The organism is Chitinophaga arvensicola, assembly GCF_900110835.1.
Taxonomy (GTDB): domain Bacteria; phylum Bacteroidota; class Bacteroidia; order Chitinophagales; family Chitinophagaceae; genus Chitinophaga; species Chitinophaga arvensicola.
Map to the genome: position 1 here is coordinate 962,586 of NZ_FOJG01000001.1, position 16,247 is coordinate 978,832.

The following is a 16,247-nucleotide window of genomic DNA, read 5'->3' on the forward strand; positions in this document are numbered from 1 at the left end:
TTAAAAGTTAATATTTGCCCCTACTGCAAAGGCATGTTCTCCTACCCTGATATTACGGTAGCCGGTTTTATAGGTGTAATACTCCGGATCAATGCCAGCATTGTTGTTTTTCCAGAGCATTACATTATTTACCTGTACTCTCAGGCTGGCGCTCTGAATTTTCAGCCAGTTCATGAGAACGGAAGGCAGGTCATAGCTGAGTGTCGCCTCTCTTAATTTGAGATAAGAGGCACTCAGGATATTGATATCTGACTGGGTATAGAAATTGGTGTTTCTATCAGTATAGTTGTAATTAATATCCGGTGTGTAGGAAGGGATATTGGTGATTTTTTCATCACCTGGTTTTTTCCAGCGGTTCATAAAATCAGGTGAATCGTTGTGGGCATTCAGCAGACCGGTGTAAAAGCCATTCACATCACGGCGCATCACGGCGCCCAGGCTGTATACCATGTTCAGCGACAGCGTGAACTGTTTGTACGAAAAGGTATTGGTAATACCGCCGTTAAATTTTGGAACTACAGAACCCATGTATACCAGGTCTTCTGCCATAGGCGCCTGTGGGTCTTTGGTAATTTTACCATTCGCCAGTTTAATCTGTGGATCTCCTACGTTATCAAGACCGGCGTATTTAAAGGCAAATACCGGTTCCATAGAATATCCCACCACATAATTCGCGATGGCCCTGAAATAAGCCTGGCTTTCGTAACTCTGGGGAGCAGTATAACTAAGCAGTTTATTTTTGTTAAAGGCAAATACCACGGAAGTATTCCAGGTGAAATTTCTTGATTTGACATTAACGCTGTTGATATTGATATTTATACCCTGATTGGCCAGGTCGCCTATATTGGCGGTAATAGTGCTAAGTCCGGTGAAAAGGTCGGTAGGCACAGATCCAATGAGATTGCTCGTTTTCTTATTGTAGTACTCGATACTTCCTGACAAGCGACCATCGAGTACGCCGAAGTCCAATCCAAAGTTTAATGTTTTACTGGTTTCCCATACCAGTTTGTTGTTGGCCGGACTGTTTAATCGATAGCTTGGACCACCTATCTGTGGATAAGACAGGTATTGTTCAGGAGCGATCACATCATAGCTGGTGGCAGAGCCGATATAAGGAGAGTTACCTGTTACGCCATAGGTGGCTCTGATGGCCAGTTGATCAATCCAGGAAACGGATTTAAGGAAATCTTCATTATTGATGCGCCATTTACCACCGATGCTGTACACCGGTTTATTCTGCGCAGAAATATCACTGCCGAAAAGATTGCTGTGATCAACGCGCCAGCTGGCGTCTACACTGTATTTGTGATCTAACTGGTAGCTGGCGAGTGCAAAGTAAGAATTGAACCGGGACCGTACTTCATTGGAAACATAAGGTCTGCCGTTAAAGAATCCACTTCCGGTAACTGTATTGAATACACCTTCTGAGAGTTTTTTATAGTCTACATAGGGAGCCGTTTGCAGTTGCCTGTCCCAGCCGAGTACGGTGGTTTCTATACTGGTGGTCAGCGACTCATTGGCCTCATGCCCTACCTGAAGGTTAACCAGGTCTTTTCCATCCCTGCCGGAGTAATTATAGAGTAACTGGTTACGGACAGTCCAGTTTCTCTGGTTGGCATTATTGGTGATCAATGTGCCACCGGTGAGCGGAAGATACGAAGGCGATCCATCCAGAGGAATGAACCGGATAGAGTTGTTACGCTGGTTATAGGTAGTGTGATCTTCGTAATACTGCATCGTTCTTGGCGAGGTAGAATAGCCATAAGTGCCTTTAAAGCTGATACCTTTCCACAGTTTCACACCAATATCCCCTACCAGGTTGGCCATCAGGATATTGGTGGTTGAATTGGCATAATTAAATTCATCCAGCGGGATATAGGTCTGAAGATCTACACCGCTCAGGTCCTGGTAAATCTGGCGCTGTTCTCCGGAATAATAGGATACCATGTAAGGCATACTGAGATTATTCCCGTTTGCACCCCTGAAAAGCTGGTAAGGCACCATATCCGAATTGTAGTTGAAATTATTTTTACTACTTCCTTTTGTATTGGATAATTGTGCATTTACGGAAATGGATAACCGGTCGTTGGGCGTATAACTCTGGTTTAATCCCAGCCGGAAAACGTCGTTCTTTTCGCCTGGTAAGCCACCGGTCGTTCCGGTATAACCCAGTGAAGAATAGAAGCTATAGGCGCCACTACCGCCTGATGCGGAGATATTATGATTGGTAGTAACGGTATTGCTGAAAAGCAGGGATTTTATCTGGGAGGTATTGTCAAGATTAGCAAGACTATCCAGGCTGGCATTTGCCTGTGCAGCGCTTATTTTCCCGAGGTACTGGTCGTACATGATCTGTGTATGTGGCGCCACCTGGTCGAAGCTGAGATAATCGTAAGGGTTAGCCACAGGGTCGAATGTTTCCCTGGCTGCCTGGATAAACTGTTTGCTGTTCATGAAGTTCCGGTAACCCATGTCAGGCCTGCCTTTCACCTCAGTGAAACCATTATAGGAAAACTTTACTTTCTGGTTCTTCTTACCGGATTTGGTGACTACTACTATTACGCCGTTAGATGCCTGTGCGCCCCAGATGGCTGCTGCAGCAGCATCTTTCAGCACAGTGATATCTTCCACATCGTCCATGTTTACCAGGCTGAAATCTTTAATTACCACGCCATTCAACACATACAGCGGTTCGGTAGACAGGCTTACGCTGCCGGTACCACGAACAAGTGCTTTCTGCGTGGAGGCTTTGGTAAAGGCATCTGTGTTAAAATCCCGTCTTACGGTTAATCCCGGTATCTGTCCGTCTAACCGGCCGATCAGGTCCATAGAACTGCTGCGCTGTGAGAATACTTTCATATCCGGTTTGGAGAAGGAGCCGGTGGCTCTTTCTTTTGACAGCGTCTGATAACCTGTTTGAACAATCTCCACGTTGTCCAGCCGGATAACGGATGGTTGCAAGCCCACTACGAGTTTGTTGGAAGCAGCCAGCATTTCACCTGTAATCACGATGCTACGGGTTTCATATCCTACAAAAGATACCATCAATACATCGCCTTCCTGTAGTTCCGTATCGAAAATCCCGTCGCTGTCTGTTACGCCGGAAATTGACCGGGTATTGTTTTTTACGGCTACAGAGGCGCCGGCCAGCGGTTTTGATTGATGTCCTATCACTTGTATTTTCAAACGGCGTTCCTGGCCTACGGTATAGAAGTCCGGTTGTTTGAGCGGCGCAACAGGAGCTTTGCCGGAGAGAATAATGGTTTTATCCTGGATCACATAATCCAGGGATTGGTTTTTAAGCGCCAGATCCAGTAAGGTGCGCAATGGCATATCCTGCGCGGTTAATGTAACCGGTTTAGCATCGGTAAGCAGTGCTTTTTTACTGAAAACAACATACCCTGTTTGCTTTTTAATGGCAGAGAATACTTCCTTCAACGTAAGATCTTTGCCGGTAAGCGTCACATTTTGTGCAACGGCATTGGCTTTGACCTGGAGAAAAGCGACTGTTAATAAAATGGCGGTTAATCTCATAACCTTCATGATTTTGGTTAGGCTCCGGTGTCCAGCCGGACAGACGGGTGGGCAATAGCATTTTTTTTGCATAGATTGCAAGTGATTTGGTTGTTAAAAAAGTGGTTGCGAGACCGTTTTTCCTCAACTGATTCTATTAGCCGCCACGGGTCCGAACCGGGGCGGTTTTTTTATGAAAAAGTTGATCTGATTGGCATGTGCAGGCTGATCAAAAGAACAACCTGGAATAATGTGAAAGGTTCATTCTGTATAGGCAATACCTTCCCCTTCCGGCGCTTTGGCCGTTGCTGTTTTTTTATGATGAATAAATGTTGAGTGTCCGTTTATGGCAGCACTATCAGTTTCCTGCCTTCCAGTCTGAAGTGCACATCCGATTTTTCCAATGCAATCAATACCCCCTTCAGGGAAATGCCTTTTGTCATTTCACCGGTAAATTCAATGTTGGGGATACCTTTCTCATATACCACTTCTATGTCGTACCACCGTTCCAGCTGTCGCATTATTTCCTCCAGGGAGGAACCTTCAAAATTGAATACGCCATTTTTCCAGGCCATTACTTTCTCTGTATCGGCATGATTGGTGACCGTAATATCTTTGCCGGGGTTAATCTGTGCCTGTTGGCCGGGTTGTAATACCTTGCTCTGCGCCGCTTTCCGCACTTTCACACTTCCTTCCAGCAGGGTTGTTTTTATATTGACTTCATTGTCGTACGCATTCACATTAAAATGAGTGCCCAGTACTTCTATGGTGGCTTTGTTATTCACATTTACTTTGAATGGCATGGACGGGTTCTTTGTTACTTCAAAGTAGGCTTCCCCGGTAACTTCGACTTCGCGCTCTTTGCCTGTAAAAGCAGTAGGGTAACGTAATGAACTGGCCGCATTGAGCCATACGTTGCTTCCGTCTGGTAAGGTAAGCTGAAACTGCCTGCCCTTGGGAATCCGGATGGTATTATACGCCACGGCTTCGCCGGATGTGCCGGTAGGGTCATAGCTGAGTTGTCCGCTTTTCAGCACCACCTGTGTGCCGTTCTGGGTAGTCACCAGGCCGTTGCCAAGACTATCCAGCACTACCTGTGATCCGTCTGCCAGCGTGAGTACGGCTCCTTCTTTACCAGGCGCAATATCATTGCTCACCGCTACTCCGGGCGCCGGGGTATTTTTTTTATTAGCATTCAGGAGATAGATACCTATACCGAGTACAAGGATGACGGAAGCGGCTGCCCAGCCCCATTTGTAAAGGGGACGTACCTTTGTATCCGCTGTCTTTACCGGTGTTTCATGGTGAATTTGCTGACTGATATGTTGCCATACTTTCTGCTCCCGCTCCTCTCCTGCATTGGCATCTGCCTTAAAATCCTGCAATTCCCGGGAAAGCTTATCTGTTATCAATGACTCAAAGGAAGGATCAGCTGCGGCATCCAGAAAAGCATGTAGTTCGCCGGCAGATAACTGCTGGCGATGGTACTTCTCTAATAAGGCAATAAATTGATCTTTTGTCATAGCAAATACTGGTAAGCTCCTTCCTTTTTATGACGGCCCTATAATAAGGATGCGCGAAAAAAGAAAAAGGAGGACATCGGTTTAAAATAAATTTCGCAACAGGAGCATCAGTAGCAAAAACTCCTGGCTGTGATCAAGGATAAATGTGCGTATCGACTTTAGCGCCCGGGACATGTGTTCTTTTACGGTAGTGGGTTCCAGCCCCATTTTTCCGGCGATTTCGGCATAGGTTAATCCTTCTTCCCGGCTCAGCAGGTAAGCCTGTTGCTGTTTGGGCGATAGCCCATCCAGCGCTTTTTTCAGAATGGCCTGTTGCTGTTTGGAAATCAATAGTTCTTCCGGAGATCCATACTCTTCCTCAAATACTTCCGTCAGGTATTGCCGGTACTGGTCAGATACCCTCGACTTACGGAAGCGTATCCGGAATTCGTTGATAGCAACAGTAAAGAGCCATTTATCCAGTCTTTCGATGCCCACCAGCAAATGCCGTTTCTCCCATACGTTCACAAAAGCCTGCTGAACGATGTCTTCCGCATCGCTGTGCCGGTTGGTATATTTCAGCATCAACTGGTATATATGATGGAAGTATTGTTTGAACACCATCGCAAATGCCTGTTCATCCCCCTCCGCGATGCGTAAAAGCAATTCCTTTTCGTTGTATGGCTGGTTGATCGACAATCTGTATTTTCTTTTTAACCCTGACTGCAAACTATAGCAAAATTCTATAAGAAGGTAGTGTTGATATTAAACTATTGATAATGAATTTTTTATAAGATTGTTTGAAAGACATTTTTTTGCTATTGACAATCTGCAACAGCAGCTGTTCCTTTATTTTATTGTAGCTTGCGTAAGAGACCAAATCTATTCCATACTCATTGTCTGCCGGGTACACATATAACGAAAAAGACCTGCTCATGCTTGTGGCAGCCGGAGACAGGCAGGCATTTTCTCTGGCCTATAAGCTTACTTATACACGACTTTACTACCTCGCCAAACGCTTCGTAAACGAAGAAGCCGCCCGCGATATTGTAGCCGAAACTTATGCCCGGCTGTGGAAACAGCCAAAGTCATTCGACAATATGGGGCATATGGCGGGTTATCTGTCCAGCATGACCCGCAACGCCTGTATCGATTTACTCAAGCGGGAAAACAGGGATAAAGCCCTGCAGGAGGATTTACACTACCTGTCCGATTCCACTACTGATGAGCAGGATGAAATCAGGGCCGCTCTCTATAAGATGGTTCTGGATGAAATAGAGAAGCTTTCTCCCCTCGTAAAATCCATTTTTAAACTCAGCTACCTTGAAGGCAAATCCAACGCAGAAATCTGTGCTATCCTTGGACTGAAGGATAAGACCGTGCGTAATAAAAAGGCCGAAGCCCTCAAGGCTATCCGCATCGGGTTGGGCCGTTTCAGCTTTCTGTTGGGTATTCTAAAAAATTTCTCAGGATTTTAGGGGACAAACAGCGCTTCCCGCAGTATATATATTATCATGGAGAATACATTTGACCGTGAACGCATCGCAGCGTTGATGTTTAAGTCGCTCAACCAAACGCTATCCCCCGAAGAGGAGCAAACGCTGGAGGCATGGAAAAGCCTGCAGCCGGAGAACCGTGCGCTGTTTGATGAGCTGACAGATCCGGAACGGCTGCGCCATGAGCTGCAGCAACTGGCTGCAGTAGAAGCAGCGATCGAAGCTAAGCTGGGATGGCACGAAGCACATCTCCCCGAAAAAAAGATAAGAAAATTATATACCCGGTGGAGCTGGGCCGCCGCTATCCTATTGTTGTTATCAGTAGGCGCCTATGTATGGCTGAAACCCGCGAAGCAGCAGGTAGCGGAAGTGATACACCCGGGAGGCAACAAGGCGGTGCTAACATTGGCCGATGGCTCCCTTGTAACGCTCGACAGTGCCGGTAACCAGGTGATTGCGCAGGGAAAGGCCTCCATTCATCAGCAGGGAGGGCAGCTTACTTATGAGGGAGCCGGCAGCGGCGATAATGCGGGTTTCAATAAATTAAGTACTCCCGCAGGCGGACAATTTAAAGTGCAGCTTCCCGATGGTAGCACCGCCTGGCTGAACGCTGCTTCATCTATCCGCTACCCGGTTGTCTTCTCCGGAAAAGAACGACAGGTAGAAGTAACCGGTGAGGTATTCTTCGACGTAGCACAGCAGGCAGACAAACCCTTTAAAGTAATTGTTAATAAGGGGGTAGAGATAAACGTGCTGGGCACACAATTTAATATCAATGCCTACAACGACCGCCCTTTTGTAAGCACTACCCTGATCCAGGGTAAGGTGAGCGTATCGAAGAATGGCCATCCGGCTATATTGCAGCCGGGAGAACAGGCACTAACAGACAAGGATACACGCGTAATTAAAAATATAGATGTTGATAAAGTGATGGCATGGAAGAATGGTATGTTCAACTTTGAGGATGTAAGCCTTCAGGAAGCAATGGGGGAAATAGAACGATGGTATGATGTAAAAGTTATTTATGAAAATGGTGTACCTGATATTCCTTTTTCAGGAAAAATCAGCCGCGATACCAACCTGAATGATCTGCTGAAAGTACTCGGGGAAACAGCACTGAAATTTCGCCTGGAACCAGGCCGCAGACTAGTTATTACAAAATAAAGGAACAGCTGTAAAGTAAATAACAAACCGGAAGTGCGACTAACACTTCCGGCGATGTTCAGCTGATCTGAAGCGACACGGATATATCCCTTTTTTATCAACCAAACCAATGCAATTTATGCAAAAAACTGCGTATTGTTTCGGTGCAGGAGTCTTTATGCCTAAACGCAGCCCTGCCCGGTATTCAACCATTATCAAAATTCTTCTGGTCATGAAACTGGCGCTTCTGATTGTCATTACTACGCTATGCCAGGCATTTGCCTCCGTTGAGGCGCAATCAGTTACTTTTTCAGGGAAGGATGTCGCCCTGAAACAGGTGCTTACCACGGTGGAGCAACAAACCGGCTTTGCGGTTTTTTACAGTAACAAATCGATACTGAATGCGTCGAAGCCGGTTACGGTAACAGCACATGCAGAGCCACTCACTGATTTCCTGGAGGGGGTATTAAAGAACCAGGCTATCACGTATAAGATCACCGGTAAAACAATTGTGTTGTCAGAACGGGTGGCAACGCCCGCCCATATTGCTCCCGCTGCTGCAGATGCCAATCCTCCTTTGAACGGCCGGGTAGTAGACTCTATGGGCGTGCCACTGAGTGGTATTAACGTCAGGATAAAAGGACAGAAAAAAGGCACGGTTACAGATGCCCAGGGTGCATTTACCATCGATGTTTTATCATCGGAAGAGGTACTTGTTTTTTCCTGTATTGGTTTTGAAACAGTGGAGATGACAGCCGGAAAACTGGCTACCGGCGCTACCATCACGCTTAAGCTGGTCAATAAAGGATTGAAGGAAGTGGTAGTGAGTAAAGGTTATTACAATACTACCCAACGTCTCAATACCGGTAATGTGAGTAAAGTAACGTCGGCCATCATTGAAAAGCAGCCGGTGAGTAATCCGCTGGCCGCCCTTACCGGCCGCGTAGCCGGCCTGGATATCGTACAGCAAAGCGGTCTTCCCGGTACGGGGTTTACCATTCGTCTGCGTGGCTTAAATAGCGTAAGACCGGAGGCCAATTCACCGCTGATTATCGTGGATGGTTCGGCCTATCCTTCCGGTTCTTTCAATACAGTAGGCAATCGTGGCCCGCTGGGCTATGTGGATATTAGTCCGCTGAACAGCCTGAATCCGAATGATATTGAAAGCATTGAAGTATTGAAAGATGCAGATGCTACCTCTATCTATGGAAGTCGTGGTGCAAACGGAGTCCTGCTGATCACCACTAAAAAAGGGCATTCCGGCAGAACGATGGTGGATATTAATATTTCCTCCGGCTTTGCCAATATGGTACGTAAGCAACGGGTACTCAACCGGCGCGAATACCTTGATATGCGGTATGAAGCCATCCGCAACGATGGACAAACGATCGCCACGGCGCCGGCCAGCAGTGTATATGATCTCACGAAGTGGGATACTACGCGCAGTACCGACTGGCAGGATGTATTACTCGGAAACACCGCGCGCTACGATCGCGCACAGGTATCGCTTTCCGGCGGTAATGCCAATACTTCTTTCGGATTTAATGGAAGTTATTCACGCGAAACGACCATCATGCCTATTGATCTGGCAGATGTGAAATACAGCGGACGACTGAGTGTGAATCATGTTTCCAACAATAAAAAGTTCGTTGTACAATTAGGCGTTACCTATGGGATGGATAACAACCGGCTTCCCGGATGGAGCATCGCCAGTTTTACACTGTCGCTGCCGCCTATTGCACCACCCTTATATGATTCTTTAGGAAAGCTGAACTGGGGCCCCAGCGATGCCTCTTATCAGAACCCGATCGCCAGGCTGAAGGAAATTTATAATGGGAAACTGAGCAGCCTTGTGAGCAATGCTACCATCAGTTATGAACTGGTGAAAGGATTACGGCTTAAAACCAACCTTGGATACAATGTGGTACAAAATACCACTTCATCACGCCGGGGCCAGGATTTCTTCAATCCTACCGAATGGTTGGCGAGGGGTCAGTACCTGCGTCAAACCATGGATATGAACCTGGTGAGCACCACCTGGAACGTAGAGCCACAGGTAGAATGGGAGCATTTCGTGGGCCCTGGTAAAATGAATGTGATTGTGGGTACTACTTTCCAGCAAACGCAAAGCAACGGCACATTCCTTTCCGTGCAAGGCTATGCCGACGATGGACTGATGGGGAATCCTGCATTTGGTACTATCCGTGATCCATATGCCCAGAAAACGAATTACCTGTATAACGCGGTATTTGGACGTATCAACTATAATCTCAACGAGAAATATCTTCTGAACCTCACTGCCCGCCGCGATGGCTCCAGTCGCTTCGCTCCGGGTAACCGTTTCGGGAACTTCGGCGCCATAGGTGCTGCCTGGATATTTTCTGATGAAAGATGGATAAAGAATTTCCTGCCTGCATTGAGCTTCGGTAAACTGAGAGCCAGCTATGGTACCAGTGGGAATGACGTGATACCGGAGTATGGTTATATGTCGTTGTACACTGCTTCTACTACTAACTTTGCGGGCGCTATTGGTCTCGCGCCTTCGGGTCTTGCCAACAGTAAATACAGCTGGGAGACCACAAAGAAGGCGGAAGTAGCATTGGAACTGGGTTTTCTGCAAGACCGCCTTTCCTTTACCACCAGCTACTATCATAACAGTTCCTCCAATCAGTTAGTAAATTATCCGCTTCCTGCATTCGTAGGTTTTACCGGTGTACAGGTAAATCTTCCTGCAATAGTGCGTAATACGGGGCTGGAGCTGGAACTCAGCAGCACCAATATCCAACGGAAAAATTTCCGGTGGACAACCTCCTTCAATATTTCTTTTCCACGGAACACGCTGGTCCGCTATGATAATCTCGCAGGATCTTCTTTTGCCAACGACTATATCGTGGGCAAGCCGCTGAATATTCAGAAAGCATTTGATCTGGTAAGGGTAGACCCGCAAACAGGTTTGAACGTATGGCGTACAGCCGGTGGAAAAGATACCACTAATGCCACCGTGCTTTCTTATGCTGATCTGACCGTACCAATAGATCTTTCGAAGAATTACTTTGGCGGTATCAATAACAGCTTTTCCTACAAAGGGTTTCAGCTGGATGTCTTCTTCAACTTCGCCAAACAGACAGGCCCATTTGCTTATTTTCCGGCGAATACGATGAGAGGGGGCATTGCCAATATGCCGCTGGATCTTTATGAACGCCGCTGGAAGCAACCCGGCGATGTGACCGATATGCCTAAACTGTTTAACAATCCATCTTCGCCCATTGGTAATACTTATGTGGGTTCAGGTTATAGCAGAAACTATTACACAACGATCTCGTTTATCCGTTTGAAAAACATATCGCTCTCTTATTCGCTGCCGGCCAAACTGATGAAACGCTGGAATGTACAGGGCATAAGGGTATATGGGCAAGCACAGAACCTGTTTACCATTACAGGATACAAAGGATGGGATCCTGAAAACGTGTCCGGCAATATTCCTCTGTTACGGGTAGTTACAGGAGGTATTCAACTCACTTTATAAAACAGCCATATGTCAAAATATATCATCGCATTTTTTATACTCTGCACCGCCGCTTCCTGCGAGCGATTTGTAGAACTTACGCCACCGGATACTTCCTTAGAGGCTGAAAAGGTTTACCAGTCCGATATTTCGGCTACATCTGCGGTAACCTCTATTTTAGGGGAACTGGGTACTTACTCCGCTTTTTCACAAGGATATGGAGGGATCAGTATTGTTTCCGGTCTTACGGCTGATGAGTTGAACACCGTTTCCCAGCAGCTTTCCTATCAGCAGGTATATACAAATACCTTACTGTCTAACAATGCCATCACCGGTGATCTGTGGACCAGGGCTTACAAACATATCTATGCTGCAAATGCCATCATTGAAGGCGCTACTAAATCCACTTCGTTATCGGATAAGGCGAGGAACCAGGTATTGGGCGAGGCTTATTTCCTGCGCGCCTTTATGTACTTCCAGCTGGTGAATTTGTTTGGGGAGTTGCCCTTAATTACTGGTACTGATTACCAACAAAACCTGGTGGCCAGCCGTCAGCCGGCGAATAAGATCTTTCAACAGATGGAGGAGGATCTGAAACAGTCGCAATCCATGCTCACAGCAACTTATTCCAATAACACCAATCTGCCTACCACTGCCAGGATACGGCCTAATAAATGGGCTGCCACTGCGTTGCTGGCAAGGGTATATTTGTATGAACAAAAGTGGCAGGATGCGGAAACACAGGCTACCGCCGTAATTGCTCAGAATGCTACTTATGTGCTTGATCCGAATCTGAATAATGTATTTAAACCCTCTTCCCCGGAGGCCATCTGGCATTTACCTCCGGGCGTATCCAACTCCGTACAGTATACGTATACCGGTGATGGATACAGCTTTTCTGTGACCTACATCAAAAGCTTTGGTTTGGGGCCGCAATCGTTCGGATTTGATCTGAGCAACTATCTGAGCAACGACCTGGTGGCGCTTTTTGAGCCGGGAGATAAACGGAGAACCAGCTGGATAGATTCGCTGAGTGATGGAACGAAGAAATACTACGAGCCTTTTAAATACAAAAACGGCGCTGATGGCGGCGGTACCCTGGAATACCTGATGGTATTGCGATTGGCAGAGCAATACATGATCCGGGCAGAAGCGCGGCTGAAACAGAATAATTATGGCGGTGCTATCCAGGATATTGATGCCGTGCGCGCCCGTGCAGGACTACTGGGCACTACAGCTACCACGCCAACGGAAATCATGGCGGCCATTGAAAAAGAAAGACGGCTGGAACTATTCCTGGAATGGGGCCAGCGCTGGATGGACCTCAAACGCTGGCCTGGGATCAACAATCCCGGTGTTTCCAGGGCAGAAGAAGTAATGGCCGTAGTGACGCCTAAAAAAGGCGGAGTGTGGAGCAAGAACTGGCTGAAATTTCCGATCCCGGTCAATGAGATCCGGAATGGGTCTAATATGAAGCAGAATGATGGGTATGCACAATAAAATAACATGTAACACGTACAAGCCGGAACCGGTCCGGTACAAAACAACTAAAAAACAGATAGCGCCTGAATCATCAGGCGCTTTTTTTTCGGGTGTTTATCATTGAAGGGGACCTGTCTATACATTCCGCAATAAAAATCTATACAATGCGCACGTTTTATCAAATATTTTACTAGATTTGCCGCCGATGTTCACAAAAAGGTGCGCATTTATAAGACATCCTTATCTGAATGGGCTTATAGTCATATTCCTCCTTAGCTCAGTTGGTTAGAGCATCTGACTGTTAATCAGAGGGTCGCTGGTTCAAGTCCAGCAGGGGGAGCAGAAAAGACCACTAACGGTCACTAATGGTACTAAAACCCGCACACAGTGCGGGTTTTGTCATTTTATCAATTAGGCTTAATACCATTAAAAACCGGTAAAAACCGATAAAAGTGTTACACTTCATGTTTCAGGTCATGTTACACTTTTTGTTGGCCTACATAGATCTATTCCCGTAATTGCAAGCACCAGGATGCGCGTAAAAAATAAAAACGCAAGTCTATGGGTACTACTGTAACGCCTCTTCACAACTGGCGCAATAAGAAGAACAAAAGCGGATGCTACAAAATTCACCTCCGTGTATACATTGATGGCCTCCGGGATTATTATGAAGTAAAGTCCCCCAGGAAAATTCCCGAAGCCGATTGGGCGGACAAGTCCGGAATGTGGGTGAAAAACACCAATCCTTTCGCTTATGAAGTCAACCAGGAAATCAGACGGATGATCGGGGTAATTGAAGAGCTGGAGCGGCGCCTGTTACAACAGGGTAGAAAACTTACCTTCTTCCACCTTGATAAGGAGTTTGGCTTTAAGGGCAACCGCGAGATATTCAACGATTATTTTAAAAACTACATGAAAAAACCACCTCCCACCGCCGTACTAACCGACGTCACCTGGGAGAAGTATTCCGGCTTTGTCTACCACCTTGATCAGTTCAACCCTGCTATTCGGTTCGATGAGATCGACTGGGAAATGGTGGCCAGGATTCGCAATTTTATGGTAGCCCAGCGTAACGATAAGGGCAACCTATTGGCACCCTCTACCGTAAAGTCCTACTTCGATAAATTTAAAGTAGTCCTGGAACATGCTGCAAAAAAGGATGGGTACCTCGACATCAAATTAGTGGAAAGTTACTTTGAGGAAGTAAAGGTAATCGTGCCAGAGCGAAAGGAGGGGCGACATTTGGAGATTACCGAATTGTTGCTGTTTAAGGACGTAGAAACCGATCCACGTTATCCGACGCAAGATCGGGATCGAAAAATTTTTATGTTACAATGTTATACCGGATTTTATTATACCGACATGAAAAAACTCTTAAAGACGGATGTTCGCCTCGACTTTGAGTATGGCTACTATATCTTAGGGGAACGTTATAAAAATGGAAAGGCCAATATTATACCACTATGGAAGTTTCCCTCCGCAATTGATTATATGAACGAGTTTAAAGACAATGACCACGCAAGTCCTTACTTTTTCCGCCGAGATATATTCGTCCATGAACAAACCTATAATAAAACACTTAAAGCCTTGGCAACTGCCGCAGGAATCGTACGTGAGGTGTCAAACCGGGTTGCCCGTCATACCAATATCCAGATGTGGATACGGTTGGGCGCTGACAAACCTGTAGTCAAGAAAATGGCCGGGCACTCCAGTGAATCCACTACCGAAAATTATTATCGGGTACAAATCGCGGAAGTAATTGAGGGCACCAACCGGGTAGATTTTAAGAAAATTGGCTTTTAAGAGGGTGTTGTCCATCTTTGTTTGATTTCAAAGACCACAAATACTACAAAACCTACGTTGATCAATGCTGGGAACTGCAAAGTTTTGATGTTATTGCCGATTTATAAAAGTGGAGCTGGGTGCAGTGAAAAATTTAATTTCTTATTAAAATTATATGTCACCCGATATAAACTGACAGTTTTGTTAACAGGTGTTTGGGAAGTTTGCTGTAGAAAACTATGGCAACATGAACACCGAAAAATGCACAACATTTGTCATCCTGCCGGAGAGCGATCTAATTTCGCTTAGGAAGCTAATGGAAGATGTGAGGGCAAAAATTGATACGACATTTACCAGCAATATCTCACCCAGCAGAGAACCGGACTACATTTTGAAAGCCGAATTTATGGCCGCCACTGGTATGAAGCGATCCAAATTTCAGGAGTTAATTAACAGCTCTGCCATCAAAACGGTTAAAAAAAAACGCAAGGTCTATGTGCTGGCTTCCGAAATTAACCGCTATTTTACCGATCCTTCCATCCAATAATTATGTTTCACTGATCCGTATTTACCTCAAATTATTAGGATATGAAACTGTTCAATACTTTAATTAAGGAACACCTAAGCATTCTTCTGCGACTGGGGTTTGATGAGAAAAATCTCCAAAGTCCTTACAGGGAGGGCTGGTTGGCCCAGGAATTTAAGCTCCATCTTGAAAAGGCCATCCGCAATATGCACTATGATCGGTCTTGCTCCGATTTTGTGCTGTACCCAGTGGCCGGCCAGGATGTAAAAAGCCGTATTAAATTTGATCTTCACTACCATTTCGATCCAATTGCAAAGCATTTGATTTTGGTAAATGCCGGTGCTCAATCTGGACAATCCAGAATTTCCGTTCAGCTTCATCCTACCGCTATCATTCCCACAGCCCTCCAGCTTGCTCAATTTTTAAAAATGAGTGCCCAACTTATTGATTGAGGATTTCCATTTTTGGTGTTAACTGAAATAATAACCAATATTAGTAAGCCAGCCAATAGCCGGGTAGCTATAGCCACATTTCAATGAGCTATGATTATTATAACGCCTTCCCCTTTGTATTGACCAGGTACAGGGAAAACTCGCTTCGGGAGGAAGAAACATTCATATACAAAAAGGAAGGGAGGAAATAGGTAAGAGCGAGCAAAGAACACCTATGCTCTTTGAGATTTTGCTCCCACTCAGGACGAATAACTAATCTTAAATTGTTGTGAGAGCAACTTTGCCGCAGGTCGAAATGCTGAAGGTAATTGGGTGCGCCGTACATCACCCGGTCAAGCCGTAGGTTTTCGCCTTGATATATCGGATAGTTTATGCTATCGAGTATATACTTCATAGTCTTATAATCATAGGTCACGTCAAAGAATAAACCCTCATTGCCTTTCGCAGATATTCTGAAATGAAAGCCCATTCCTTCCGGTAATCCAGATCGGAAAGCGTACTCCCCAATAATTACAGCAAAATTTGGTAAATAGCTAACAGCTTGTTTGTATTCCTTATTGGGCCATTCAACGGCTGTGAATAGACCATTATCAATAATCTGGAACCTGCAACCTTCGCAAATGGCTCTTTTAATTTCATCCAGTTTTATCATTGCTGTTGTGGTGTCCATCCAGGGATCTTCGTTAGCATTTGCTAAGTAGGTGGATGCGGAGATTGTAAACTTTGTGGATACTTTTTGCTTACACCCTAATGCCAAAAGGCTGACAATTATAAAAAGTAGGCGTTTCATAGTGGATCAATTTCGGGTTAATTTTTAAGTGGGGCGGCGGGATACAATAAAGCTAA

General features: G+C 45.7%; 11 protein-coding genes and 1 tRNA gene. 8 read left to right on the plus strand and 4 right to left on the minus strand.

The features are described 5' to 3' along the window. The 3 genes from BMW79_RS04155 to BMW79_RS04165 all read right to left on the minus strand — a co-directional run bounded on the left by BMW79_RS04155 (nucleotide 1) and on the right by BMW79_RS04165 (nucleotide 5,714). On the minus strand, nucleotides 1-3,534 hold the full coding sequence (locus tag BMW79_RS04155; RefSeq protein WP_177192034.1) for a SusC/RagA family TonB-linked outer membrane protein: 3,534 nt from the start codon (nucleotides 3,532-3,534) through the stop codon (nucleotides 1-3). A gap of 323 nt (nucleotides 3,535-3,857) precedes the next feature. Further along, the gene (locus BMW79_RS04160) at nucleotides 3,858-5,036 is read right to left on the minus strand and encodes a FecR family protein (RefSeq protein ID WP_089890955.1); all 1,179 of its coding nucleotides are present in this window, start codon (nucleotides 5,034-5,036) and stop codon (nucleotides 3,858-3,860) included. A gap of 81 nt (nucleotides 5,037-5,117) precedes the next feature. Next, on the minus strand, nucleotides 5,118-5,714 hold the full coding sequence (locus BMW79_RS04165) for an RNA polymerase sigma factor (RefSeq protein ID WP_089890956.1): 597 nt from the start codon (nucleotides 5,712-5,714) through the stop codon (nucleotides 5,118-5,120). A 236-nt stretch (nucleotides 5,715-5,950) separates the two neighbouring features. Here BMW79_RS04165 and BMW79_RS04170 point away from each other — a divergent pair, with 236 nt between their 5' ends. From BMW79_RS04170 to BMW79_RS04205, 8 genes are all read left to right on the plus strand, one after another. Further along, nucleotides 5,951-6,493, plus strand: coding sequence for an RNA polymerase sigma factor (locus tag BMW79_RS04170; RefSeq protein ID WP_143059066.1), 543 nt, complete (start codon nucleotides 5,951-5,953; stop codon nucleotides 6,491-6,493). A gap of 36 nt (nucleotides 6,494-6,529) precedes the next feature. Then, a complete protein-coding gene (locus BMW79_RS04175) occupies nucleotides 6,530-7,675 on the plus strand; it encodes a FecR family protein (protein ID WP_089890962.1) in 1,146 nt (381 codons plus the stop codon). Between the two features lie 211 nt (nucleotides 7,676-7,886). Next, on the plus strand, nucleotides 7,887-11,180 hold the full coding sequence (locus tag BMW79_RS04180) for a SusC/RagA family TonB-linked outer membrane protein (RefSeq protein ID WP_177192035.1): 3,294 nt from the start codon (nucleotides 7,887-7,889) through the stop codon (nucleotides 11,178-11,180). 9 nt (nucleotides 11,181-11,189) lie between these two features. Further along, entirely contained in the window at nucleotides 11,190-12,659 is a 1,470-nt protein-coding gene (locus BMW79_RS04185) for a RagB/SusD family nutrient uptake outer membrane protein (protein ID WP_089890971.1), read from the plus strand. Between the two features lie 248 nt (nucleotides 12,660-12,907). After that, nucleotides 12,908-12,981 (plus strand) — tRNA-Asn (locus BMW79_RS04190). 221 nt (nucleotides 12,982-13,202) lie between these two features. Then, entirely contained in the window at nucleotides 13,203-14,444 is a 1,242-nt protein-coding gene (locus tag BMW79_RS04195) for a phage integrase SAM-like domain-containing protein (protein WP_089890972.1), read from the plus strand. A 226-nt stretch (nucleotides 14,445-14,670) separates the two neighbouring features. Next, nucleotides 14,671-14,970 carry a hypothetical protein gene (locus BMW79_RS04200; protein ID WP_143059067.1) on the plus strand — a complete coding sequence of 100 codons (300 nt, stop codon included), beginning with the start codon at nucleotides 14,671-14,673 and terminating at the stop codon, nucleotides 14,968-14,970. Nucleotides 14,971-15,011: 41 nt separating this feature from the next. Then, nucleotides 15,012-15,401 carry a hypothetical protein gene (locus BMW79_RS04205; protein ID WP_089890976.1) on the plus strand — a complete coding sequence of 130 codons (390 nt, stop codon included), beginning with the start codon at nucleotides 15,012-15,014 and terminating at the stop codon, nucleotides 15,399-15,401. Between the two features lie 97 nt (nucleotides 15,402-15,498). Here BMW79_RS04205 and BMW79_RS04210 read toward each other — a convergent pair whose 3' ends face one another. Beyond that, on the minus strand, nucleotides 15,499-16,191 hold the full coding sequence (locus tag BMW79_RS04210; RefSeq protein WP_089890978.1) for a hypothetical protein: 693 nt from the start codon (nucleotides 16,189-16,191) through the stop codon (nucleotides 15,499-15,501). Nucleotides 16,192-16,247: the final 56 nt, after the last annotated feature.